At 48.8% G+C, this 24,598-nt stretch carries 22 protein-coding genes; all 22 read left to right on the top strand.

Annotation, left to right across the window (positions count from 1 at the left end):
* Nucleotides 1-2: 2 nt before the first annotated feature.
* The 22 genes from AK95_RS06900 (at nucleotide 3) to AK95_RS06800 (ending at nucleotide 24,211) form a co-directional block, all read left to right on the top strand.
* Nucleotides 3-1,379, top strand: coding sequence for a sugar phosphate nucleotidyltransferase (locus tag AK95_RS06900; RefSeq protein WP_071219240.1), 1,377 nt, complete (start codon nucleotides 3-5; stop codon nucleotides 1,377-1,379).
* Nucleotides 1,380-1,428: 49 nt separating this feature from the next.
* Complete coding sequence (locus tag AK95_RS06895) at nucleotides 1,429-2,766, top strand: UDP-glucose dehydrogenase family protein (RefSeq protein ID WP_071219239.1); 1,338 nt, start codon at nucleotides 1,429-1,431, stop codon at nucleotides 2,764-2,766.
* 23 nt (nucleotides 2,767-2,789) lie between these two features.
* Nucleotides 2,790-3,962 (top strand): nucleotidyltransferase domain-containing protein, encoded by a 1,173-nt coding sequence (locus AK95_RS06890; protein WP_162487548.1) that lies wholly within the window; start codon nucleotides 2,790-2,792, stop codon nucleotides 3,960-3,962.
* Nucleotides 3,963-4,072: 110 nt separating this feature from the next.
* Nucleotides 4,073-4,363 carry a lasso peptide biosynthesis PqqD family chaperone gene (locus tag AK95_RS06885; RefSeq protein WP_071219237.1) on the top strand — a complete coding sequence of 97 codons (291 nt, stop codon included), beginning with the start codon at nucleotides 4,073-4,075 and terminating at the stop codon, nucleotides 4,361-4,363.
* Between the two features lie 2 nt (nucleotides 4,364-4,365).
* Nucleotides 4,366-4,869, top strand: coding sequence for a lasso peptide biosynthesis B2 protein (locus tag AK95_RS06880; RefSeq protein ID WP_071219236.1), 504 nt, complete (start codon nucleotides 4,366-4,368; stop codon nucleotides 4,867-4,869).
* On the top strand, nucleotides 4,866-6,671 hold the full coding sequence (locus AK95_RS06875; protein ID WP_071219235.1) for an ABC transporter ATP-binding protein: 1,806 nt from the start codon (nucleotides 4,866-4,868) through the stop codon (nucleotides 6,669-6,671). Before AK95_RS06880 ends, AK95_RS06875 begins: the two co-directional genes overlap by 4 nt.
* Before the next feature lie 396 nt (nucleotides 6,672-7,067).
* The gene (locus tag AK95_RS06870) at nucleotides 7,068-7,268 is read left to right on the top strand and encodes a cold-shock protein (protein WP_006207692.1); all 201 of its coding nucleotides are present in this window, start codon (nucleotides 7,068-7,070) and stop codon (nucleotides 7,266-7,268) included.
* A gap of 100 nt (nucleotides 7,269-7,368) precedes the next feature.
* Entirely contained in the window at nucleotides 7,369-7,611 is a 243-nt protein-coding gene (locus tag AK95_RS06865; RefSeq protein WP_071219234.1) for a cold-shock protein, read from the top strand.
* Between the two features lie 67 nt (nucleotides 7,612-7,678).
* Nucleotides 7,679-7,906: a helix-turn-helix domain-containing protein gene (locus AK95_RS06860; RefSeq protein WP_071219233.1), complete on the top strand. Its 228-nt coding sequence runs from the start codon at nucleotides 7,679-7,681 to the stop codon at nucleotides 7,904-7,906.
* Nucleotides 7,907-8,254: 348 nt separating this feature from the next.
* A complete protein-coding gene (locus AK95_RS06855) occupies nucleotides 8,255-8,713 on the top strand; it encodes an Hsp20/alpha crystallin family protein (protein WP_071219232.1) in 459 nt (152 codons plus the stop codon).
* 158 nt (nucleotides 8,714-8,871) lie between these two features.
* Nucleotides 8,872-9,576, top strand: coding sequence for a PspA/IM30 family protein (locus AK95_RS06850; RefSeq protein WP_201259362.1), 705 nt, complete (start codon nucleotides 8,872-8,874; stop codon nucleotides 9,574-9,576).
* Between the two features lie 27 nt (nucleotides 9,577-9,603).
* Nucleotides 9,604-10,635: a TFIIB-type zinc ribbon-containing protein gene (locus tag AK95_RS06845; RefSeq protein WP_071219230.1), complete on the top strand. Its 1,032-nt coding sequence runs from the start codon at nucleotides 9,604-9,606 to the stop codon at nucleotides 10,633-10,635.
* The gene (locus tag AK95_RS06840) at nucleotides 10,632-11,432 is read left to right on the top strand and encodes a TPM domain-containing protein (RefSeq protein ID WP_071219229.1); all 801 of its coding nucleotides are present in this window, start codon (nucleotides 10,632-10,634) and stop codon (nucleotides 11,430-11,432) included. The genes AK95_RS06845 and AK95_RS06840 overlap by 4 nt, the downstream gene beginning before the upstream one ends.
* A gap of 21 nt (nucleotides 11,433-11,453) precedes the next feature.
* Nucleotides 11,454-12,479, top strand: coding sequence for an SPFH domain-containing protein (locus AK95_RS06835; protein WP_071219228.1), 1,026 nt, complete (start codon nucleotides 11,454-11,456; stop codon nucleotides 12,477-12,479).
* A gap of 397 nt (nucleotides 12,480-12,876) precedes the next feature.
* Entirely contained in the window at nucleotides 12,877-15,102 is a 2,226-nt protein-coding gene (locus tag AK95_RS06830) for an AraC family transcriptional regulator (protein ID WP_071219227.1), read from the top strand.
* Nucleotides 15,103-15,276: 174 nt separating this feature from the next.
* Nucleotides 15,277-16,212: an ABC transporter permease gene (locus tag AK95_RS06825; protein ID WP_071219226.1), complete on the top strand. Its 936-nt coding sequence runs from the start codon at nucleotides 15,277-15,279 to the stop codon at nucleotides 16,210-16,212.
* A gap of 185 nt (nucleotides 16,213-16,397) precedes the next feature.
* The gene (locus AK95_RS06820) at nucleotides 16,398-17,264 is read left to right on the top strand and encodes a carbohydrate ABC transporter permease (RefSeq protein WP_083397545.1); all 867 of its coding nucleotides are present in this window, start codon (nucleotides 16,398-16,400) and stop codon (nucleotides 17,262-17,264) included.
* A gap of 108 nt (nucleotides 17,265-17,372) precedes the next feature.
* Nucleotides 17,373-18,917 carry an extracellular solute-binding protein gene (locus AK95_RS06815; protein ID WP_071219225.1) on the top strand — a complete coding sequence of 515 codons (1,545 nt, stop codon included), beginning with the start codon at nucleotides 17,373-17,375 and terminating at the stop codon, nucleotides 18,915-18,917.
* 43 nt (nucleotides 18,918-18,960) lie between these two features.
* Nucleotides 18,961-19,149, top strand: a complete 189-nt coding sequence (locus tag AK95_RS34075; RefSeq protein ID WP_162487547.1) for a hypothetical protein — start codon at nucleotides 18,961-18,963, stop codon at nucleotides 19,147-19,149.
* Between the two features lie 79 nt (nucleotides 19,150-19,228).
* On the top strand, nucleotides 19,229-22,129 hold the full coding sequence (locus tag AK95_RS06810; RefSeq protein WP_071219224.1) for a DUF4855 domain-containing protein: 2,901 nt from the start codon (nucleotides 19,229-19,231) through the stop codon (nucleotides 22,127-22,129).
* Nucleotides 22,130-22,558: 429 nt separating this feature from the next.
* Nucleotides 22,559-22,732 (top strand): hypothetical protein, encoded by a 174-nt coding sequence (locus tag AK95_RS06805; RefSeq protein ID WP_481855817.1) that lies wholly within the window; start codon nucleotides 22,559-22,561, stop codon nucleotides 22,730-22,732.
* Nucleotides 22,733-23,098: 366 nt separating this feature from the next.
* Nucleotides 23,099-24,211 carry a BMP family lipoprotein gene (locus AK95_RS06800; RefSeq protein ID WP_071219222.1) on the top strand — a complete coding sequence of 371 codons (1,113 nt, stop codon included), beginning with the start codon at nucleotides 23,099-23,101 and terminating at the stop codon, nucleotides 24,209-24,211.
* Nucleotides 24,212-24,598: the final 387 nt, after the last annotated feature.

Genomic DNA, 24,598 nt, shown 5'->3' with positions numbered 1-24,598 from the left:
TCATGCATATTGTTCTATTGTCTGGGGGCAGCGGCAACCGATTATGGCCGTTATCCAATGAGACACGTTCCAAGCAGTTTCTGAAAATATTGGACGGGGAGTCGGGACGACGCCAGTCGATGGTTCAGAGAGTATGGAGTCAGTTAGGACAAATGGACCTTCAACAATCCGCGGTTGTGGCAACGGGAAAATCGCAGGTAGAGCTGCTCCAAAATCAGCTCGGTTATGAAGTGGAAATTATCGTTGAACCGGAACGGAGGGATACTTTTCCGGCAATCGCTTTATCGGCGGGCTATTTGTATTCCGTTAAAGGTATCAGTCTTAATGAGGTTGTCGTCGTACTTCCGGTAGATCCGTTCGTTGAGGATCATTTCTTCGAGAAGGTGAAGGCATTAGAAGCGTTAATGCTGGAAACAGATGCTGATCTAGGGCTGATGGGGGTTTCACCTGATCATCCATCTTCCAAGTTTGGTTATATTGTACCTCAATCAGCATCGATTTTAGAGGATGTTACGGAGTTCTACAAGGTAAGCCATTTTGTAGAGAAGCCTAACGCAGAACATGCGCTTCAGCTATTAGAGCAGAAGGCGCTTTGGAACTGTGGCGTGTTTGCTTTTCGGCTGGAATTTCTCATTCATTATTTAATGGACCATTCGCTTCCTATTCAATACGATGAACTTCTTCATCAATATCGACGCATCGAAAAAACAAGCTTTGATTACGCCGTGGTTGAGAAAGCGAAGGACATTGTTGTTATGCCTTATAAAGGAATGTGGAAGGATTTGGGCACTTGGGATGCGTTGACCGAAGAAATTCATACCCCTTTGATTGGAAAAGGAACCTTAACCGATGATTCCTCCAATACCCATGTCATAAATGAGCTGGATATTCCCATAACGGTCATAGGTGCGCCTAATTTGATTGTTGCCGCTAGTCCCGATGGTATTCTGGTCTCTGAGAAGAGCGCCAGTATGCGAATAAAGGAAGTGCTCCAATTCGGAGAACAACGGCCTATGTATGAAGAGCGCCGCTGGGGACGATATCGCGTACTTGATTATATCAAGTATCCAAACGGTAACGAAGTATTGACAAAACGGATATGCGTTTTAGAAGGGAAGAATTTAAGTTATCAGTATCATTTGCTGCGCAGTGAGGTGTGGACGGTCATTTCCGGTCATGGCGAAATGGTATTAGATGGTAACGTTCGAATGATCGCAAAGGGGGATGTTATCGTCATCTCGGCTGAAGCAAGGCATAGTTTACGCGCGATCACGGATATTGAAATCATTGAAGTACAAACAGGTAGCGAATTGATTGAGGACGATATTGTAAGACTGGCGATGAATTGGGATGAGATCAAGATTAGTGTTTTGAATTAGCATGTAAAATTAAAATTAATGAAATCCACTCTTAGAGGAGTGAAATAGGATGAAAATCACAGTCATTGGCACTGGGTACGTTGGGCTGGTATCAGGCGTATGCTTTTCAGAGCTTGGAAACGAGGTCATCTGCGTAGATAAAATTGAGGCTAAGATAGAACAGCTTCAGCGGGGAGAGATTCCCATTTACGAGCCTGGCCTCCAGTCATTATTAACGGTTAATATGGAAGCAGGCAATTTAAGTTTTACCACCGATATGACTGCTTCAGTAAAGCAATCAGACATTATCATTATAGCTGTAGGTACACCATCCATGCCGAACGGGCAAGCGAATTTGAGTTATATCGAGATGGCAGCCCAAGAGATCGGGCAGGCGATGAATAGCTATAAAATTATTGTAACGAAGAGTACGGTTCCAGTTGGAACGAATGAGAAAATCAGAGAAATCATTGCACAGCATACGGATGAAATCTTTGATATTGCTTCGGTGCCTGAGTTCCTGCGGGAAGGTACGGCGGTTCAAGACACCATGAATCCTGACCGAATCATTATTGGAACGGACAGCAAGAGAGCAGAGGAGCAGCTTATTGAGTTGCACAAACCTTTGACGGAAAATATGATCATAACGGACGTTCGCAGTGCTGAAATGATTAAATATGCCTCTAATGCTTTTCTTGCTACAAAGATTTCCTTTATCAATGAAATTGCGAATATATGTGAGCGAGTCGGAGCCGATGTGACGAAAGTAGCCCATGGCATGGGTTATGACAAGCGCATTGGCTCTTCTTTTCTGAGAGCGGGTATCGGATACGGCGGTTCCTGCTTCCCTAAGGACACGCAAGCCCTTATTCAAATTGCCGGACAGATGGATTATGATTTTAAGCTTTTGAAATCCGTCGTTGAAGTCAATCGAGACCAACGCCTTAACATTATTCGCAAATTGGTGTCCTTGATGGGTGATCTGGCGAACAGAACGATTGGAATTTGGGGATTGGCTTTTAAGCCTGAAACCGATGATGTCCGTGATTCGCCGGCATACGAAATTATTACGGAACTAATGGAGCGAGGAGCAAAGGTGAAGGTATACGATCCTGTTGCCACTGATAATTTCAAGAGAAATTATGATATCGACGGGATTACTTACTGCCGAAATGCCCGGGAAGCGGTTTGGCAAGCGGATGCTCTTTGTATTTTAACGGAATGGAATGAATTTCAGAAGGTTTCGTTATCCGATATCGAGAGTTGGCTGAAATCGCCGTACCTGATCGACGGCCGCAATATATATAATGAAGAACAATTGGCTAGAACGAAGCTTGTCTATTACTCGATCGGTCGGCCAGGCATGAATAAAGGTGTGAGAGAGCAAGTGCCTGCACTCTTGCTATGATCAATTATTTTGGAGTGAGTGACTTGAATCTTCAAGAGGACGTTAAGCTGGACCTGAGCGATATCTCAAAGGAACTATCTTTTTTACTCTATCTTCTCCGCAATAACGCCTATGATGAAATACTCGTTAAGCAATATGCATCGGATATCGATTGGAAAATGTTCATGAGACTCGCGCTGCACCACCGCGTTTATCCGCTTGTATATCTGCAACTTAAAGGGATGGATGCATCACTAATTCCTCCGGAGATTATGGCATCCCTCCAGCAGCATTATCATAACAACGTGATGAAAATGCTGCATTTAAGCAGGGAAATGAGTCAGCTTTGTGAGGCGCTCAAGGATCATGGGGTGCGTACACTTCTGCTTAAGGGCCCTATACTAGCTACGCAGCTCTACGGGGACTTGGCACACAGGACTTCGAAGGATTTGGATATCTTGGTGGATGCGGATGACGTGGAGAAGGTGGAGCGGGTATTGGTACAGCTTGGGTACGAATTGCAGGATGAACGTATCTTGGAAAATTGGAAAAAAACAAGCCATCACTTGTCCTATGAGCATAAAAACCATTCGACACAGATCGAAGTTCACTGGCGATTAAATCCTCATTATGACAAGTCATTTTCTTTTGATTTATTGTGGGAGCGCAGGAATGATGTAATGCTGTCGCATCAGATTTATCATTATCTGGGCAATGAGGATTTGCTAAGCTATCTGGCCGACCATGGTGCCAGGCATGGTTGGTTCCGGCTGCGTTGGCTGATGGATATTGCAAGGCTGCTTCCGATCATAAGCAGCAACGATATGAGAGCTCACTTTGAGCGATATGGGGGACAGCAATATGTAGGGCAGGCTTTCGTTCTCTTGTCGCGATTGTTCTCAGTTGACATTCCGCACGATCTGACTGTGTTGACTATGAACTCAAAGGCCCATCGTCTTGCAGAAAGCGCACTCTACTTTATTAAAAGAATCGTGAAATTGAACCCGGTACCAGAGAAAAGCGTGGCATGGCGCTATAACCGTTACCTTTTCTCATTAATGACGGGTAAACAGAAAGCCCTGTATATATTGAATAAGTTTCTGCCCAATTCGCGGGATGCTTCAGTGCTGCCATTACCCAAATCACTGCATTTTCTGTATTTTCCGCTTCGGCCATTTCTCTGGTTCTGGCGGCGTATGAAACAACCTTCGATTTAAGGGTGCATTATCGCTTTTATCATTGGATCGCAGTCCATTTCGTAAAAGCGGGTATCATCAGAATATTTCTCAAACCAGCTTATATAGCTGAAAAAAGGGGGGTTCTATCCATGAGTACGGAATTAATCACGACGGACGCGCTCGTTGTGCAATCCGAAGGTTTCCTGGTCAGTGATATGGATGGCGAGAAGGTGATGCTGAGCATCGAAAACGGTAAGTATTATAATCTGGGGCGGATTGGCGGGCGGATATGGGAACTTATTTCGTCTCCCGTTACGATCTCCAATATGGTGGATCAATTGGTGATGGAGTATGAAATCGAGCCGGAGCTCTGTGAGCAGCAGGTCCGATTATTTCTCAAGCAGTTAGCCACGGAAGGCCTTGTTCAGGTGGATAAATAGCAATGAGCCTTTACCGGAAAGCTCGCCGATTCATGTCTTATCCTGTTAGCATGAAGCTGATGTTGGCAGAAGCTTATGTTTATCTGGCCTGGGGGAGAGTGTTTAAGCTGTTTCCTTTTCAAAAGGTATCTCCGTCTCTGGGAGAACATATGAAGGAGACGCCGTATGTTGGCTATACGGAGCAGGAGCTTTCGCTTGTCCGCCAAATCTCAAGAGCCGTCCATACCATGAGCCGTGTCACATGGTGGGAAAGCCAGTGCCTGGTTAAAGCCGTCGCGGCGATGAAGATGCTGGAGCGAAGAGGGATTCCGAGTACGCTATATCTGGGGAGCGGTCGGGACGATAAAGGAATGATGGTGGCTCATGCTTGGCTCCGCTGCGGCTCTTATATTGTAACGGGGAGAGAAGGGCACGAACGATATGCCGTCGTCGGGATATTCGGTAAGGATACGAGGGCCGGAGATTTGAACTTGAAGCGGTCATCCGATAAGGAGTTTTTACATTGAAGGATCTCTTTTATTTTATCCGTAAAATGCGCGGGATGGCTGGGTTTAAGCTCTACCTCAATATGGGTATGATTCTGGTCATCAGTGTTCTGGATGGCATCGGCATCTATTTGATCGTCCCGCTTCTCGGTGTCATAGGCGTATTCGAGACCGATTTGAGCGGGGTGCCGCTCGTCTCAACCTTGATGGACTTTGCGGGTTCATGGTCATTGCAGCTCAATCTACCGATGGTGCTGGCCCTCTATGTTGTGATTGTGGGCGGGCAGGCCTTGCTGCAGCGCAGCCAGAACCTGTTAAATGCAAAAATCCTGCAGCGATTCATTCGCAAACTGCGTATGGAAACGTATCAAGGGCTGCTGCATGCCAAATGGGGATTTTTCCTGCGGCACCGCAGGTCGGATTTCAACCATGTCATGACTAATGAGCTCGGGCGCGTGAATCAGGGCACGTTCCTGTTCTTGCAGATGGTCTCGTCTTTCTTGTTCACGGTTATTCAGATCGGCCTTGCCCTATGGCTGGCTCCGCTGCTGACTCTCATCGTCCTGTTGAGCGGAGGGCTCCTTGCCCTGTTCGGACGCAGATTCATCCGGCGATCGAAGCGGATCGGCGAGCAGACGACAGAGCTGTCGAAATATTATTTTGCTGGCATCAGCGAACATTTCAATGGCATTAAGGATATTAAGAGTAACCGGCTGGAGCCGGTTCACATGGACTGGTTTGATCGACTGTCGCGAAGGATGGAGCACAACTTTATCCAATTCGGCAAAATCAATTCCTTGTCCCAGCTGATTTATAGGCTTTCATCGGTATTGCTGGTTGCCGGATTCGTATATTTGGCACTGGAAGTGCTGCGTACGCCTGCTGAGCAGCTGCTGATGATCGTTCTTATCTTTTCGCGCCTATGGCCTAGATTTATCAGCATTCAATCGAGCACCGAGCAGCTCGTGTCCAATTTCCCGGCCTTCCGGGCGATACGTGAGCTGCAAGCGGAATACGAGGCAGACCGAGAGATCGTCGGATCGATTCCAGTTGCAGACGGCGAGCGACTTCAGCTGCAGCATGGAATCGATTGTCATCATGTGGACTACCGGTACGATGCCTCTAGCCCCGCCTATGCTTTACGAGATATCAACCTACATATTCCGGCCAATCGCATGACGGCCATCGTCGGCAAATCAGGCGCTGGCAAGAGCACGCTAATCGATCTTCTTATGGGACTGATCCAACCGGAGAGCGGGCAAGTTCTTGTGGACGGCGTGTCTATGGAGGACAAACGTCAGCTGATGTCGCTCCGAGGGGGGATCGGATATGTGGCGCAGGATCCTTTTCTGTTCAATGAGAGCATTCGGGATAACCTGAAGTTGGTGGCTCCCGATGCCTCGGATAACGAGCTGTGGGAAGCGCTGAGGTTTTCAGCCTCCGATGAATTCGTGCACGGGCTTCCGCTAGGCCTCGATACCGTCATCGGTGACCGAGGTATCCGCCTGTCAGGGGGGGAACGTCAGCGGATTGTGCTGGCGAGAGCTATCCTGAAAAAGCCTTCGATTCTGGTATTGGACGAAGCGACAAGCGCGCTCGACAGTGAGAATGAGCAGCGGATTCAGGAAGCGTTGGAACAGCTGAAAGGGAGCATGACGATTATCGTGATTGCTCACCGGCTGTCCACCATTCGCCATGCGGACCAGGTCATCGTGATGGAGCAGGGGGGGGTTATCCAGCAGGGAGGTTATCAGCAGCTGTCCCAGGATCATAAAGGCACTTTCCGGCAGCTGCTCAGTTATCAGACAGGTGCTCAGATGTAACCCCTGATGGGAGCACATAACACGGCTGTATTCGCGAGACATTTTAAAGCTGTAGCCTTGGGCCATTTCCCGGTATTCTGCCGGGGAATGGCCTTTTTTTGCGTCGACATGTCTCTAGCTAGCAGATTAAACTGACTACCGGCCTTCTCATCAATCTCCCCATTAGCGGGCAGGCGTTTAAATATATTTTATCCATGTCTTTTTTTGGATTGCGCCGTTAGAATAAGACGTTTGCTATTTTAGATCGGTTGGGGTATAATAAGTTTATTGGGATTTTGACCTGAGATTCACATATTGCAGAGGGTTATTATTTTGATTAGGAACCTTGTGCAATATGTGAATTTTTTGTTTTTTAACCAAAAATGAGAAAATCATATAAATTTAGGAGGTGTTTCTATGCAAACAGGAACAGTAAAATGGTTTAACGCAGAAAAAGGCTTTGGTTTCATCGAGGTTGAAGGTGGCGAAGACGTATTCGTACACTTTAGTGCAATCACTGGTGACGGCTTCAAGTCGCTTGATGAAGGACAACGTGTTGAATTTAACGTAGTTCAAGGCAACCGCGGACAGCAAGCTGAGAACGTTGTAAAACTGTAGATTCATGAAAAGATCCCCAAACGTACCGTTTGGGGTTTTTTTTATAATAGAGCTCAAGCAGCATGAAGGCGTTAAAAATGTAGCTAAAGGGGGAAGTTCATTGTCTTATTCTTGGAATAAACCACTGGAAAATCTGCCGGAAGAGATGACCGCGATCTGGTCTTGTACGAAGGAAGGGTGTAACGGTTGGATTCGAGATAGCTTCTCGTTCAAGGAAGTTCCCATTTGTTCACAGTGCGCGTCGTCCATGGTCAGCAGCAATAAAATTCTACCGATCCTTGTTTCGTCGGATCAGCAGATCAAGCTTTATCGTAAGAATCAGCGCAAGGATACCAAATCGTAGGGAGCAGCTCTTACGGCTCCTTAACCATTTTGTTTTATTCGTTGCGTTAAAGAAAGGTTGAGATCTCATGCAGGTGTTCGAAGATTGGAATTTAAAGGTGAAAAAAACGTTTAATGCAACCAGTAATGAAGAAGTATTAACCGTTTCTGAGGCAGGTCAATTATTAGGTTTGTCCAAAGATCAAATGAAAAGCTATGTCGATCAGAATAAGCTGACCAAAGTTCCAATCATGAGAAGCGTGCATCGATACCTTTTGTTGAAAAGTGAAATCGATCATATTGTGAATAAACGGTAACCTCAGCTGTTTGCTGGTCTTGCAAAAGACGGTGTCGAGGCACTTTCATGACGTATCGACTTTCCTCAGTCTCCCATATATATAATGTGAAGGCACCCCTTAGGGTGCCTTTTTCATGACCCCATGATTCGCCAAAATCCGGGATGCTTGATGCCGGTAGAAACAATACAGTCTAAAGGTCAAAAAAGGTCAAATCGAAAGATCGAAACCCATTCATTCAAAAAATCGGCTGAAAATACGCTATTTTAGTCCTGATTTCTTCATAATCGGTTTTGGCATTAATGCGTGCAAGGCATATAATAAAGGCGTAAGGTCAAACAAGGTCAAATAAGAAAGGGGAAATCTATGATGTTTGATTTGATGCCATTTGGAAAGCGCAGAGAGGATGCCTTCGGACAGTTGGTGAAGTCATTTCACGATGTCTTTCACGATGCGTTTCAAGATGAGGTGTTTGCACCGTTCAAAGGTTCGATGATGTCTTTCAAAACAGACGTTAAAGAGACGGAGCGCGCTTATCTGGTTGAGGCGGAGCTTCCAGGCTTTCAAAAAGACGACATCGAAATCAGCTACGCTGACCCTTACTTAACGATCAAAGCCGTTCGCAAGGAAGATCACAGCGTAGAGGATACGAAGCAGCAGATCGTCCGGAAGGAACGCCGTTATGGCGAGTATGTGCGCAGATTTTACGTGCAGAACATAGCCGAGGACCAAATTGCTGCTTCCCTGAAGGATGGAGTCCTTAAGCTTGACATACCGAAACAGCCGAATCCCGGTAAGAAGCGTATCCAGATTCGGGATGATATCTAAAATATACACCCTCCGATCATTGGGTCGGAGGGTGTTTTTTTTTGTTAGACATAGCAATAAATTTACATATATTCCATCGAATTTCGGCAATTGAAACCTTTTGTCGGTATATAGGGTATTATAGTTTAAATGTAAACTTTTCGAGGGGGACACTCATGGTGGGAATCTTATCGAGGTTTAAGGATGTTATGAAGGTGAATGTGATTGCGCTGTTGGATCGGACGGAAGATCCGGAGAAAACAGTTGATACTTATATGCGCAGCTTGAATACGGACTTGGGTAAGGTGAAAGCGGAGACGGCTTCCGTGCTCTCGGATGAGCGAAGAGCGAAGCGGGCGCTTGATGAGTGCAGTAGCGAGATCAAGAAGCTGCAGCGATATGCGGAGAAGGCCGTGGAAGCGGGAAATGAAGGCGATGCCCTGAGGTTCCTGGAGCGAAAAGCGGCTCAGGCCGAGAAGCTGAGCGAACTGCAGGCAGCCTACGAATCGGCTTCCGCAAACGCCGTCAGGATGAAACAAATGCAGGATAAACTGATGTCGGACATGAGTCAGCTGGAAGCTCGTTATGTGGAGTTGAAAGGGAAGATGGCGGCTGCCAAAACCCAGCAGGAGCTGAATTCCGGCCGTTCTTCCTTGGGCGGTGCCAATGCGGCATTCCATATCATGGAGGAGAGAGCGAACCGTGCTTTGGATGAAGCGGAGGCCCTGGCTGAGCTGCGCGCAGGAGCGAAGGAAGATGACCTGGACGATTTGATCGCTGAATTGGAGAAGAATATGAAGAAGGACGGAGCTGCTCCAATGGAGACTCCCTCTGCCCAGGATGAACTGGAAGCAATCAAAGACAAGCTGAAAAAGAAGGAATAATCATTTCATTGTTATCGAGGTGAAGAAATGCCGGTTATCGAATACAAATGCCCGAACTGCGGCAGCAGCATGGTTTTTGACGGCGATACAGGAATGTTGTCTTGCTCGAGCTGCGGAAGAAAAGATAATATCGAGGAAATTCCCGACCCGCTGAAAAAGCAGGTTTTTGTCGAGAACGAAGTGAAGGAGTATCACTGCAACAGCTGCGGGGCCGTCATCGTGACAGAGCCCGAAACCAGCGCCACGACCTGCAGCTTCTGCGGATCCGCCGTTGTACTCAGCGACCGGCTGAGCGGCGAGTTGGCTCCGGTCATGGTCATCCCGTTTTCGATTACCAAGGAAGAAGCGATGAAGGCTTTCAAGAAATGGTGCAGGAATGGCCTTCTAACACCAAGCGGATTTATGACAGCGAATCGGATCAAGGAGATTACCGGGATCTATGTACCCTTTTGGCTATATGAGTTACATAATCGGGTTGAAGTTCATGGCCACGGCACCAAGGTGAGAACCTACACGCAGGGAGATTACCAGTACACGGAGACCCAGCATTTCGATATCTACCGGAAGATTCGCTTGAACTATGTGAAGGTGCCGATCGATGCTTCGGAGAAAATGAACGATAAACTGATGGATAAGCTGGAGCCTTTCCCCTATCAGCAGCTGAAGGAATTCAAGACGCCTTATCTCGCCGGGTATATTGCCGAAAAATACAGCCATGATGAAGAGCAGCTTCTTCCGCGGGCCAAGGATAAGATCAGCTCCTACATTGATTCGTATATTTCGTCCGCGGTGTCAGGATACACAACCGTGAATTATACCAACAAGCGAATCGATACCACCTTGAAACAGGCCGATTATGTCCTTCTTCCGGTATGGATGGTGCACTATGATTACAATAAATCGGAGCATACCTTTGCCATGAATGGCCAGACGGGAAAAGTGGTCGGCAAACCACCGATTAGCAAAGCAAAAGTGGCTGCGTGGTTTGCAGGCATTTCGGGTGTGTCGTTACTGTCATTGAAGCTGATCTCCTGGGCGATGGGAGGAGGTTTCCTGTGAGAAGACGATATGCGTTATGGACGGTCTTATTTTTACTGGCTGTACATCTGGCGGTTCCCTCCGGGATCGCTAGAGCTGCGGATGATAAGCCATTGATCTTTGATGAAGCCAATCTGCTCAGTCCGGAAGAACGGGATGAGCTGAATGCGATGGCGAATGAGTACGGTGGCGAACGCGAAACAGACTTTATGATCCTTACGGTTGACCGTGTCGAGAATGACGATTATGAGACATGGACGGAAAATTTTTACGATGAGTATGCACCCGGGTATGACAGACGGCACGGCAATACCGTCATTTTGACCATAGTAATGAGTGCGCGAGACGGTTCTCGTAACGTGCATTTGGAAGGTTATTATAAGGCCGAAAAGTACTTGGACGGCGGCAGGCTTGATAAAATACGCAGCAAAATTACGCCAGACTTGTCCAGAGGCAATTATAAGCAGGCTTTTGAAAAATATATCAAAACTGCTCATCGGTATATGGGCTTTGAGCCCGACGTGAACCCCGATAATATCCTGTTTAACATTTGGTTTCAGCTGGGAGCTGCCGCTGCCATCGGCGCGATCGCCGTGAGTGTCATGGCTTACCGTTCCGGCGGACGGGTGACGGTCGATCGTCGAACTTATGAGGATACCAGCACATCGAGGATACTGAACCAAGAGGACCGTTATATTAGAACAACGGTAACGAAGCAGAAGATCGAGCGCAACACGAGCAGCGGCTCGGGCGGCGGAGGCGGAGGCGGCGTCAGCAGTGGCGGTCATTCGCACAGCAGCAGCAGCGGGAAATTTTAAGGGAAGGGATGAATAACATCGATGGGATTTTTCAAGAACCAATTTTCTAACGTCGTGGAATGGGAAGAGTTTAGGGACGACATGATTTTCTGGAAATGGAGCAACCGGGAGATTAAAAAAGGGAGTAAGCTGGTCATCCGCTCCGGTCAGGACGCGATTTTTGTCAATAACGGCAAGATCGAGGGGATTTTTGAGGATGAAGGCGTATATAACATCGACTCGGATATCATTCCGTTCCTTTCTACTTTAAAGGGATTTAAATTCGGATTTAACAGCGGGATGCGCGTGGAAGTCCTGTTCGTAAACACGAAGGAATTCACCGTCAGATGGGGAACGCAGAATCCGATCCTCATTCCGACGCCACAGCTTCCGGGCGGTATGCCGATCCGTGCCAACGGTACGTTCAATTTTAAAGTGAATGATTATGTGACGCTGATCGACAAAATAGCCGGGATGAAAGAAAGCTACTTAGTTGAGGACGTTAAGATCCGGATCACTTCGGTGCTCGATCAATTGTTGATGAAATGGATCAGCCGCGAAGGCAAGGACATGTTCAATCTGCAGGCGAACGCCTCCGATATCGCGAGAGGGATTCAAGAAGACCTTGACATGGAAGTGATGGACAACGGGATCACGATCACCGGCTTCCAGGTGATGAGCTTCAATTATCCGAAGGAAATTCAGGATATGATCACCAAGACGGCTTCCCATGAAATGATCGGCAATCTGCAAAAATACCAGCAGGTGAGCATGACGGATGGGATCGCATCCGGCAAGGTGCAAGGCGGCGGTGCGGCTTCGGATATGGCCGGCATGATGATGGGGATGAACATGGCTAATGAAATGATGAAAAATATGAATCAGAACCAGAACCAGAACCAAAACAATTCGAATCAAAGCCAACAGCCTCCGGCTGCGAAGGAGCCATCCGCCCCGGCGGCTGCATCCCCTTCTGAAGGAAACAAAAAGCCCAACTTCTGCCCGAACTGCGGCGCAAAGAATGAGGGGGCGAACTTCTGTCCGAATTGTGGGCAGAAGCTGAGTTGAATCAAGCAGCATGAATAGATAAGATGCGCAAATTTGGGATTTGACATCAAATTGATGTCACGGTCACGGTTAAAATGATGCAAATGGTAGGTTTCTTCTATTGAATGTGAATGACCATCAGGACAGCACCCCTCGCTCAAAAAGCGGAGGGTGCTGTTCTGCTATGTGCGCAGTGAGTGGACCGTACTTCAAGGCTCAGTTTGTGAGTACGTTATGCGGGTTGACGGACAACAGGTCCCTCATTCCTTGGGTTGAAAGGTAGGTGCTGCAGCGCGAATCCGGAGAAATAGAACTTGACGGACAAATGAGAACTAGGCAAACGGAAAAGGGGTGCATTATGATAGGACATATTGGTCGTAAGAGAACTCCTAAAGACGAAGGGGGACAAGGGGATACTATGTTCAGATCTACATCCTGGCGCATTTTTGTGATAAGCGGCATCTTTTTTGCAATTACAATCATACCGTTCTCGTTGTTTCTAGCCAACCGATTTTCTCATTTCGCTTACTCCCAGGTGGGGACGTTCAATCAGGACCGCATCGACGAAATGGCAGAGCGGGTCGAGTACATCCTGGCTAAGTTAAAATGGTACAGTCTGACCATGTACGAAGACCGAACCGTGCAGAATTGGATGTATGCTTCCGCCGACAATCTGCTGCAAAATGCTAGCACAATGAGGGTGTTGACGAAATATCTATCTAATGAACCTTATATTGAAACCGCTTACTTATTTAGCTTCCGTAAACATGAGGTGATCGACTCCAAAGTCGGATTGCTTTCGTTCGAGGAATTTGCCGATCAGGCGATGCTGCAGCGGATTGAGCGTACGCCAGGGGCCTTCCTTCGTTATTTTGATCATCAGATAGGAAACCATTCGTATTTGGCGCTTCAGCTTCCTTCGGCTCCTGTGCAGAAAAACCGTGACGGGTATCTTGTCGTCCTGTTCGACAAGAAGGAGCTGCAGAAGCATTTGATTTCAGGCGACGAAAGGGCGGATACGCTGCTTTCGATCGTGGATGATCGAGGAAGATTGATTCTGGGCGAAGGGGATGGTCGGCTCGAGGAGACCATCGATAACATCCAGACGGGGCAGAAGCGGGGATCATTCGAGATGAACAGCGCCGGAGGGAAAGCGTTCGTCAACTATGCGCGGATGGGATCGCCGGAGTGGACCATTATATCTGTCACTGAAATGAAGCAATTTCGCGAAAAGGCCGGGGCGTTCAAAACAGTCATCATCGTCTGCTCGCTCCTGCTGCTCGTGGCGCTGCTCCTGATCGCCTATTGGAATTCGCGCCGTTTCGTCGGGCCATTCCGCCGGCTGGCGGATCAACTGCAGCGGAAGCTGGGCGTGAAGGGGGAGAACGATTACGGCGTTATCGAGCAGGGCGTCGTTATGCTTCGCGATCATTATCCGCTGATCAAGACCGAATATTTGCGGCAATGGCTGCTGCAGGGCAGGCTGAGCGATGGCGCCAGAGCGGCGATTGCGCGCGAATCATGCCTGCTTGACTATGAGTGGCTTCGGTTGGCTGTTATCAAGATCGATTCCTATTACGAGATATCCGAGAGGTATGATTTCTCCTCTCGCAAGCTGCTCAAGTATGCAATCGGCAATATCGCAGAGGAGCTGCTCGGCACAGCTGAACGGCCGATCGAGGTGGTCGATTTTGGGACCGACCATCTGGTCGTCCTGGTTGGCACGGCCAGTTCCCTCCCTGATCCCGAGTTGACCCAAGAGCTCAAGGAGCTCAGCCGTCAGGTCAGCCGTTACGTAAAGCTGGACGTGACGATCGCCGTAAGCGACGCGCGGCGCGTACATGACGATTTACGCAAAGTATACGACGATATGAACGAACTGACATTATTCAAGTTTGTCAGCGGTGATGACAAAATCTACGTCGAACAAGACTTTGAACGGTATGCCGATTTACAGGCGCCGATCGACTCCGCCGTGCATGAAAGCTTGATCCAGACGATTCGAAGCGGCAAAGAGGAGAAGGTGCTGGCCATGCTGGACGAGGTGTTCACGCGCTTGCAGACGATGAAATATACCGAGTGCCAATTCCAACTGAAGCTGCTTCTGTTTGCGATCGTCAAGTCGTTCAGCAAAGTGATGTCGATCCAGAGTGTTGAGGGGATTGAGCGCCACTTGAGGCAATTCGCCACGCTTACCGAGGTCCGCGAATGGCTGAAGGAAGAGACCGGGCGGATGATCCGGCAGCTTAGCGACCAAAAGGGATTCAATCGCAAGGAAAAGCTGATTGGAGAAATCATCGAGTACGTCCGTTATCACACCCATGACCCGATGCTGTCGGTAGACGATATCGCTGACCATATCGCTTTGTCGGCCAAATACGTCCGGCAGCTGTTTCACGAACACTATGGCATGCCTCTATCGAATTTCATTTTGAACGAGCGGCTCGGGAAGGTTAAGGAGCTGCTGGAGCAGACCAGCATGCAGATCACCGAAATTGCAGAGCAGTCCGGTTTTCAGACGAAAAGCCACTTTTTCACTGCATTTAAAAAAGCGACCGGTATGACGCCAAGCCAATACCGCGATAGCAAGGCGAGCGAGCGGATGGAGCGGACGCGGCAGATAGCCGGGAACTCTGCGAATTAGAAAGGTCAACGGGCGATTGAGAACCGGCCAGACCAATAACAACCGGCCGAACGCTTGCGAATCGGCCGAGCGAGAACCGAATCCGGCCAATGAGAACTAGGCAAGCAGCAGGCGTGAATGCTACGATGGCTCCGTTCGAATCCTGCAAGCCGCACAAGAAAGGAGGGACGCTCTTTGGAGCGACGTAGAAGGTTCGGCGGGTCGTTTGTGCACGAGCTGTCGCGGAACCGGTATTTATACTTGCTGGCGCTGCCCGGCATTGCGTTTCTGGTCGTATTTGCGTATATGCCCATGGCTGGGCATCTGCTCGCCTTCCAGGATTACCGGCTATCCGATGGAATATGGGGGAGCGAATGGGTCGGATTTAAAAACTTCGAGTTTTTCTTCAATGGGAAAGATTGGCTGCGGGTGACGCTGAATACCGTTTTCCTGAATGCACTGTTTCTCGTAACCGGTCTCGGCAGCGCGGTCGTGCTGGCTATCTTTCTGAATGAAATCCGTAACAGGCTGTTCAAGCGAATCACGCAATCGTTTATTTTTTTACCGTATTTCATTTCTTGGCTTGTCGTCAGCATGATGACGTTGACGCTATTCAGCACATCCGAGGGGCTCATTAACCGCGCGCTTGCCGCCCTTGGCTACGAAGGAGTGGACTGGTATTTGACGCCTGGCGTATGGCCGTATATCTTAACCGTCATTAGCGCCTGGAAGATTGCTGGCTATAATTCCATTATTTTTTTGGCCGTCATTACGGGCATCTCCTCAGAATATTACGAGAGCGCCCGAATAGAAGGCGCGAGCCGGATGCAGCAGATGCTCTACATAACGCTGCCGTTGATGCGGCCGACCGTGATGATATTGGCGCTGCTTGGCATTGGCCGTATTTTCTACGGTGATTTCGGCATGATTTACGCGATCATCGGAGATAACGGCATACTCTTTCCAACGACAGATGTCATCGATACGTATGCGTTTCGTGCGCTGAGGCAGCTGGGGAATTTCAGCATGTCCGCTGCCGTTGTCGTGTACCAGTCCTGCATGGGGCTTGTCACGATTCTGATCTTCAATGCGATCGCGCGCAAGGTGGACGCGGATTCAAGACTATTCTAAAAGGAAGGTTGGGCGAGTTGGCATGAGGCCGGATTCGGGCTTTTCGATCGCTGTTGTTCCCGAATCGTTATGATCGTATAAGCTCGTTAAGCGGATACGATTCGGGAACAAAGGCGACCACTTGCGTTTCTCCAGTTCCGAACCGGCCCTTTGCTTCAGTCCCAACCAGTTAAGGTGTGATCGAAGTGAGAGAACGGTTGTTTCTTGTTTTGATGTACGCGGTGCTGGGCGCTTTTGCGCTGTTTTGCTTCATTCCGTTCTGGATTGTGTTCATCAACTCGTTCGCCGATGAATCGCTTCTGCAGACGGCGGGGTACCAGTTGCTGCCGAGCAAATTCAGCCTCCATGCGTACAAATTTTTGCTTTCCGGCAAGCAGGTGTTTCTAAGCTACGGCATTACGATTATCGTGACGATCGCCGGCACGGCGCTGGGCGTCCTCTTGACAGCTGCCTATGCGTACACGCTAAGCCACCGGAAAGTGAAGTACCGCCATATTTTATCGTTTTTAACCTTCCTGACGATGTTGTTCGGCGCAGGACTTGTCGGCTTTTACATGCTGATCGCCAACTGGCTGCATCTGAAGGATTCGGTTTGGGCGCTCATTTTGCCCTATCTGCTTAATCCGTTCTATGCCTTCATTCTTGTCTCTTACTACCGGACGCTGCCGTATGAATTGAATGAAGCTGCGACTGTGGACGGCGCCAATGATCTCTATATTTTCTTTCGCATCATCTGGCCGATTGCGCTGCCTGTTATTGCCACGGTGAGCCTGTTTTACGCGCTGCAATATTGGAACGACTGGTACTTGTCATTGCTGTTTATCGACAATCACAAAATGCTGCCGTTGCAGATGATGATCCGCCAGCTTATGTCCAATTTGAATGTTATGGCTTATGTGAGCGGGAGCCAGACGCAGTACAACGTCGTCGTGCCGACCTATGGCATGCAGCTGGCGATCGTCTGCGTTACCATCGGCCCGATCGTGTTCGTCTATCCCTTCATCCAGCGCTTCTTTATTAAAGGTTTGACGCTTGGTTCGGTAAAAGGGTAGAACGACAAGCGGGAAGCGCGTTTGGCCGGTTCGAGCTTTCGAGCGCTGCGGTTTTCGAACCGGCTCATCCGCCTATTTTCTCTATTATTGATTCAGGGGGAAGGAACCATGAAAAGATTATTGTCCATCGCGCTTGTGTTATTGATCGCGCTCGTCGCGATTGCCGGTTGTTCGGGCAAGAACGAAGGGGAAGGGAAGGCGCCTGGGCCGTCGGGTCAAACCGGAGACAGCGCCGGCGGTGATGCCAAACTTGAAGAGGTGACCCTGAAAATCATGATTCCCGGCGATCGGCCGTCGGATATGGATTTGGTCATCGCCGAAGCAGAAAAGCGAATGAAGGATACGATCAACGTCAAACTCGACGTCGTCTTCGTACCCTGGTCCGATCTGGCGCAAAAGACACAGGTGACGCTTGCTTCCGGCGAAAACATCGATCTCATCTTCGATGCGCCATGGCTGCATATCAACCAAATGATCGCTAACGGATTCTATGAACCGCTGGACGACCTGTTGGCCCAGTACGGCCAAACGGTGCTCGAGAAACGGCCGCAGCAAATGTGGGATTACAACAAGTACGGCGGCAAAATTATGGCCGTTCCGCTTGGCGTCAGCTACATGTCCGGCAATTCCTACATGGTGCGCAAAGATATTCGCGAGAAGCTCGGCGTACCGCCGATTAAAACCTATGAAGATTTGATCGCTTTCGCCTACAAGGTGAAAGAGCAGGAGAAAGGCATCATCCCGATGACCGCAGGCTCCGGCACTTATACATTTGTCGCTCACCATGCGCTGAACGATTACGAAACCCATGTCAGACCGACCCACGCCCTGGGCAACAGCCTGATGCTCTATTACAAGAACAATGACGGCAAAGTTTACAATTTGCTGGAGGATCGGGAGCCGATCGAAACGTGGCTGGCGAACACGCACAAATGGTTTAAAGACGGACTGATCTTCAAGGACATTTTGACGACAAAGGATTTTCATCAGCCGATCTCGGCAGGCAAAGTTGCGATCGTCACGAACGGCGCGTTCGGCATCGGCGATTCCCTCAAGAACACGTTAAAGAACAATGTGCCGGACAGCGAGCTGGAGACGGTCACCTTCTTTAATCCGGAGAAGGGCGCGAACATCACCGACTTCAAACAGTGGAACTTTCTGGCCGTTCCGAAGGTAAGCAAGAATAAGGAGCGGGCGATTATGTTCCTGAACTGGGCGAATGAGAAGGAGAACTACGACCTGCTTTCTTACGGAATCGAAGGGAAGCATTGGGAAGCGGTAGGCGACGACAAAATGAAAACCCTGGATACATCCGGCTACTCTGCTTTCGGCTATGTTTGGCTGTGGAATCCCGTCGATGAGCGGAGTGATGTGAAGGGCGAAAATGAGGAGTTGAACGCTGTGCTTAAGGATGCCGACATGTTCACGACCGATATTTTGGCCGGCTTCGAATTTGACAGTACCCCGGTGCAAAACGAGGTCAGCCAGTACAATACAGTCGATGGGCAATACTACACGGCGCTGTTCAACGGGGTTATCGATCCGGACGAGACATTGAAGAAATTTGAAGCGGAAGCCGGCCCTGCCCTCAAAAAAATTCAGCAGGAACTGCAAAAGCAGATTGATGAGTTCCTGGCGGCAAAGGCGAAGTAGACCAGAATCACCTGAACACGGGTAAATCGAAGTTTGCTTATCCATGCCTAAGAATCGCCCGAAGTGCGGAGTGTTTGGCTGCGCTGTACTACTGCTGTTGCCCACTGGAAACTTCGTGCCGCTGGCGGCACTGGATGCGGCGGTGACGGCTTCCTCTTCCGGAGGAAGCCGATCTTATACGCTTTGCTGCTTGCTTATGGCGGAATTCGCGAAAGGGGGGATTAAAATCTAGCGTTCACCCGGAACAGAAATAAGGGTTTAAAGTTTTTGATATTTCTGTACTTGAGAATAAGAAAAAGGAGCTGGCCTTGATGAATTCCAATAAGAAATGGGTAACCGGATTAATGGCAGCCGTATTACTATTGGCTCCGCTCTCTGCGGTTCAGGCGAAGTCGCTTGTTCCGGATGTGACCGTCCTGCAGGCGGCAGGTGCAGACCAGATGGAAGCAGGAAAGGATACAGGTCATCCACAGGTCGAACTAGATCAACTGACGGATGCTGGTGAACCGGCAGCGGAACAGGCACCACAAGCAAAAGACGAAAATCAAGCGGCAGCATCTTCGGCTGTGCAGGAGACGCAATTCCGCAATCTCGCGGCGGGTCTTCCGTATGAATGGTCTGAAGCTCCGGAAGCTTCGCATCCCGATGACGGATACAAGCTTACGGACGGAAAATACGGCGCATTGGATATGAACGACCCGGCATGGGTAGGACATCTGCGCGGAAAGGCTCGCGAAGTCGTGTTCGATCTCGGTGAGGAAAAGTCAATTGGAAAGATCACGGCTAATTTCTTTCAAGATTTTCCTACGAATTCGATTCTCGTGCCGCTGTCGGTATCGATGTATGTCTCCGACGATAAGGAAAATTGGGGGCTGCTTTCCCATAACGCTACGCAGCTTCTGTGGGGAGAAGGACCGCCCAGACAGGAGACCTTTGAATGGGATGGCAGCCGGGATGGAATCAAAGGCGGGAATACGGAAGGCAAGCTGGCTTATGCCCGTTATGTGAAGGTGACCTTTTATATGCATCCTACACAGTGGGAATATATTGACGAAATCGAAATTATGGGTATGGACGGCAAGATTGAAGGGGCGGTAAAGGTTCCTGCCGAGCAGCCTCGTTTTTTGGAGCCGGGGGAAGCTACGGCCGGGATCCGGAATCTGAATCTGTTTTATAACGGACAATATGCGAATGGTTTGGGCGATTGGAATAAGGAACGGATTATCCCTAATATCAGTTATGTGAATAAAGACGGCGAGCCGGTCGATTGGCTTTATGACGGCGTTCTATATCTCGGGATTGCTTCGCCTGCCGGTCGCGATTTCGGTCAGGGACAAACGAACCTGGACGATTGGAAATGGTATTTGGATAAAACATTTGCAGCCACGGGCGATATGCAGCAGTTGAATGAGGCTGCCAAGGAAGTTGGGGCCAAGCTGAAACAGCCCGATCATCAAGTCAAGGTTGTGTTAATGATTCCGAATCCAGGGGAATCCTTAACTGATTTTGGCGACATTGACGGTAGCGGTTCCTTGAATTTCAACGACTCCGTCGTAGGCAAAGAAAAAGCGGCTGAAAACAGAGGAAAAGCGGTGCAGTGGTGGCTGGACCAGGCCCAGCAAAGATGGCAGGCTGCCGACTACTCGAATCTTGAGCTTGTCGGCATGTACTGGATGCCGGAACAAATCGACATATCCGAATCGGGACCGGACATCGCTCGCATGGTGTCGGATAAAGTGCACGCCATGAACATGAAGGTTTTCTGGATTCCCCACTCCTATGCTTACAAAATGTTTATGTGGAAAGACGTAGGGTTCGATGCCGCTGCGCTTCAGCCTAACTATTTCTTTGGCGGAATGGATTCCGACCGTCTGGACGATGCTACGGATACTGCAAAGCGGTACGGAATGGGGAACGAGGTTGAATTTGATGACGGAATGCTGACAGATCCCGTACTTCGTCAGCGTTTTGTCGAATACTTGGACAGCGGCGTCAGATCCGGTCTGATGCAAAATGGCTTCAGAGCTCACTATCAAGGCAATAATGCAGTATACAACTTAGGGGTAAGCAAGGATCCAAGTTTGCGTTTAATGTATGACTGGCTGTATCAGTATTTGAACGGAACGTACGCCATCGATAGCAGCCCGGCGCCGGAGACGATGGCGGAGGTTGTACAGCGTTATGTCGCATCGAACGAAATCAAGCCGGCTTTTGGTAATGATTTGACGTATCGATTGCAGACCATCAAACTTCTTCTGGACGATAACAAGCCGAAGGAAGCCGTGACGTATATGCAGGATCTTCTCGCGCACATTCACGACCCGGCCGTCCAAGCGCAAGGGTTGATTTCGGTCCCGGCCGCAACGGTGCTTGATTCCTACGCCCAAGTTCTCATTCAAACCTGGTCTGACGGAGGGGGACCCAGCAATCTGGTTCTTGGCCGAAGCTATACAATTTCACAGCAGCCTAACAGCAACTATCCCGATTCCGGGAACGAACTTACGGACGGCCGATTCGGCGGGACGGATTACCGCACCGAGCAGTGGCAGGCCCATGCGGGAAGCGACTACCCTGACGAACGAAGCCGCACCATCACGTTTGATTTGGGCGGCAACAAATCGATCGGGGCCATTAGAGCCCATTTTCTTCAGGACAAAGGACCCGGCATCTATTTCCCTCAGAACGTCACTTTTTCCGTTTCATCTGACGGCGAGTCCTGGAGCACGCTGGAAACCGTTACTCCGCCACCGGCACAGGATGCTGCCTCGGCCGAGTTCGTGGGTTGGAGCGGAATAACAGATGATGTGCCGGGGAAAGAGGGAGCCGATAAAGTGTCTGCCCGCTACGTTAAAGTCGAATTCCCGGTTAACGTCTGGGTCTTCCTTGATGAAATCGAAGTTCTCGGCGTTGACGGCCATGCGGGGGGTGGCACTACAATCGACGGCGCAAGAGCCATGGTGGATGCCGCTGCGAAGAAATTGATGATCGACGGTCTGGTCGTGAACGGCAGCCAGTCCCAAGTGAATTTGAAAATAGTCGATTCGAAAGGGAAAGTTCGCTACGAAGGCCAGACGACCAGTACAGAAACGGGAAGTTTCGAATTCATGATCAAGCTTACTGGAAATTTAAAGGGAACTTGCGACGCCTATCTGTCTATGGATGGAATGTCGGATCCTGTTAAGATTTCATTCGAGTACAATAAAAAGGACTGATGAGTTATTCCAGCACGAGCTCAGATTCCGATGGCATATGGCCTGATTTCCAAGATATTGATTTAGGATGAGGGCATTCCATGACCAAATTCTACCGTGCCACATTGATACAAGATAACTAATGTTTCATAAAAAATGCCATGGTCGCAGCGCGAGATTTCCACGTTGTGATCGTGGCTTTTACTTTGAATCGGTATTGATGAGCGCATGAGGAATACGTGACGCATCTCGATGTTAATGAACACGTCTCATATAGTGAAGTAGTTGCAGGCTATCTGAAAAATTCATACTGCGAAAGTCGAGATTAATGTAAACGCATACTTATTCATGGTATAATGCATCTAATAGATTAGGCGATCTTAGTGGTTTGGGGTTCTTATAATGCTGTAAATCTGGCCTGGGGGTGTTGCGAGGATGAGAAGGTATAGCATGTGGCGTCCAATTATGCTAATTGCGGTGGCGCTGCTTACGAACAGCTTGGTTACGAATTTGGCAGGTGTATTTGGCATGACGCCGGAGTCGGCAAGCAGTTTGGGTGTAGTCGCCATGATTATTGCCGGACTAATTACGTATAATCGCATGATGAAATCCCGTCGCAAATGAATAATCATTCATAGCATTCATCGAAATAATCAGCATGTTTGTAAGCACCTTGCCGAGGTGCTTTCTTTCATAAAGCGCTATTATTTTTTTTCAAATGGAAGGGTCTGATCACTTACACGCTTGGCGTATCACACCCGCTGTAACCCCTGTGTTATCTATAAAAACCGTGTTATCAACGCCACGCAATCAGCGGTTTCCTATCTCTACTAGATTTGGAATAAAACATGTCTTAAACGTTTCACCGCGGCACAGATGCAGTTTGACAGATTCACCCAAATTTATGTTGAAAAGGGTCTGTTTTATTAATATATTGTAAATAGCGCGAATCTAGTATTCGGGCATATATACCTAGGAGGGTTATCCTTAATGAAAAAAGGGGTCATATCTTTAATCAGTTTGGCGTTATCTGTCACAATGCTGGCAGGTTGCGGCGACAAACCAGCGTCGGAACCAAGCGGCGGCGCAGGCGGCGACGCACCTAAGGCAAACTTCAAGGTAGGGATGGTTACGGACGCAGGAACCATTGATGACAAGTCGTTTAACCAAGGAACATATGAAGGTATCGTGAAGGCCAACGAGGACTTCAAAATGGAGTATAAATACCTGAAGCCGGCCGGAACGACAGAAGCCGACTATTCAAAAGAGATCGGAAACCTGTATGATGCCGGATTTAAGTTCATTGTAACCCCAGGCTTCAAATTTGAAACAGCCGTGTTTAAAGCACAAGACAAGTATAAAGATGCTAAATTCGTTATTATTGATGGAACGCCTCATTCCGGGGAAGAGGGCGCAACACCGGTAGTTAAGGAAAATACCGTATCCATCTTCTTCGCTGAGCAAGAGTCCGGATTCCTAGCTGGCGTAGCGACTGCGCTTCATGTGAAGGATGGACAAGCTGGATTTATCGGCGGCATGGAAATCCCTCCTGTACAGAAGTTCAACTGGGGCTTCCAGCAGGGTGTAGCTTATGCCAACGAGAATCTCGGCACGAAACTGGTAATTAACAAAGAGAACGTTGTCTACCAAGGATCTTTTGACGATGTTGCAGCAGGCAGCCAATTGGCGGCTCAAATGTATGACCGCGGCGTAAACGTTATCTTCGCAGCAGCAGGCGGCGTGGGCGTTGGTGCGATTAACGAAGCGAAGACTCGCGTACAGAACGGATCTGAAGTATGGATCGTTGGCGTAGACGTTGACCAGTATCAAGATGGCGTTTATGAAGGCGACAAATCCGTTGTCCTGACTTCGGCCGTGAAGAAAATCGACCATGCCGCTTACGATATGATCAAAGCCGAAACCGAAGGCAAGTTCCCGGGCGGACAAACGCTTACGCTGGATGCCACAAATGACGGCGTCGGACTTCCTGAGAAGAACCCGAACTTGAGCGAGGACGTTCTGAAGCAAGTAGACGAGGTGTTTGGCAAGATCAAAGCCGGCGAAATTAAAGTAGCCGCAGAGCAAGGCGATTTGATTAAGTAATTCAAGACACCAAGGCTATCTACGGAGTGGATAGGCTTACTTGAAAAGCAGCGATACCGCATGAAAAAAGACGGATTCCCTCCGTCTTTTTTTAAGGTATTAGAATTTATAAGTTATTTCAGTGAAGCGTAAGCAATTCTGTAATCGCATTTATATGTTTTGGGGCCCCCGCAAAGGATTTGGAACAAGCATCGAAGCATAGGCTCCACTTTGTGGAGCTATTTTAGGTATCAGACCGTATCACCGGCGCAAGCGATTGCATTCTGATATTGAATGTGGAATTCGATCTATGTAACTGCGTTCTGGCTGTTTGGAAGTGAGTCGATCCGCGTTTTTTTAAAACAATTTATGCATAGGAAGATATTCAACACAAAAGAAGGAGAGGAC

This window comes from Paenibacillus sp. LC231 (assembly GCF_001860525.1).
In the GTDB taxonomy this organism is placed as follows: Bacteria; Bacillota; Bacilli; order Paenibacillales; family Paenibacillaceae; genus Paenibacillus_AQ.
Note: the sequence above shows the minus strand (reverse complement) of the source record. Positions and strands in the feature narration are given on the sequence as shown.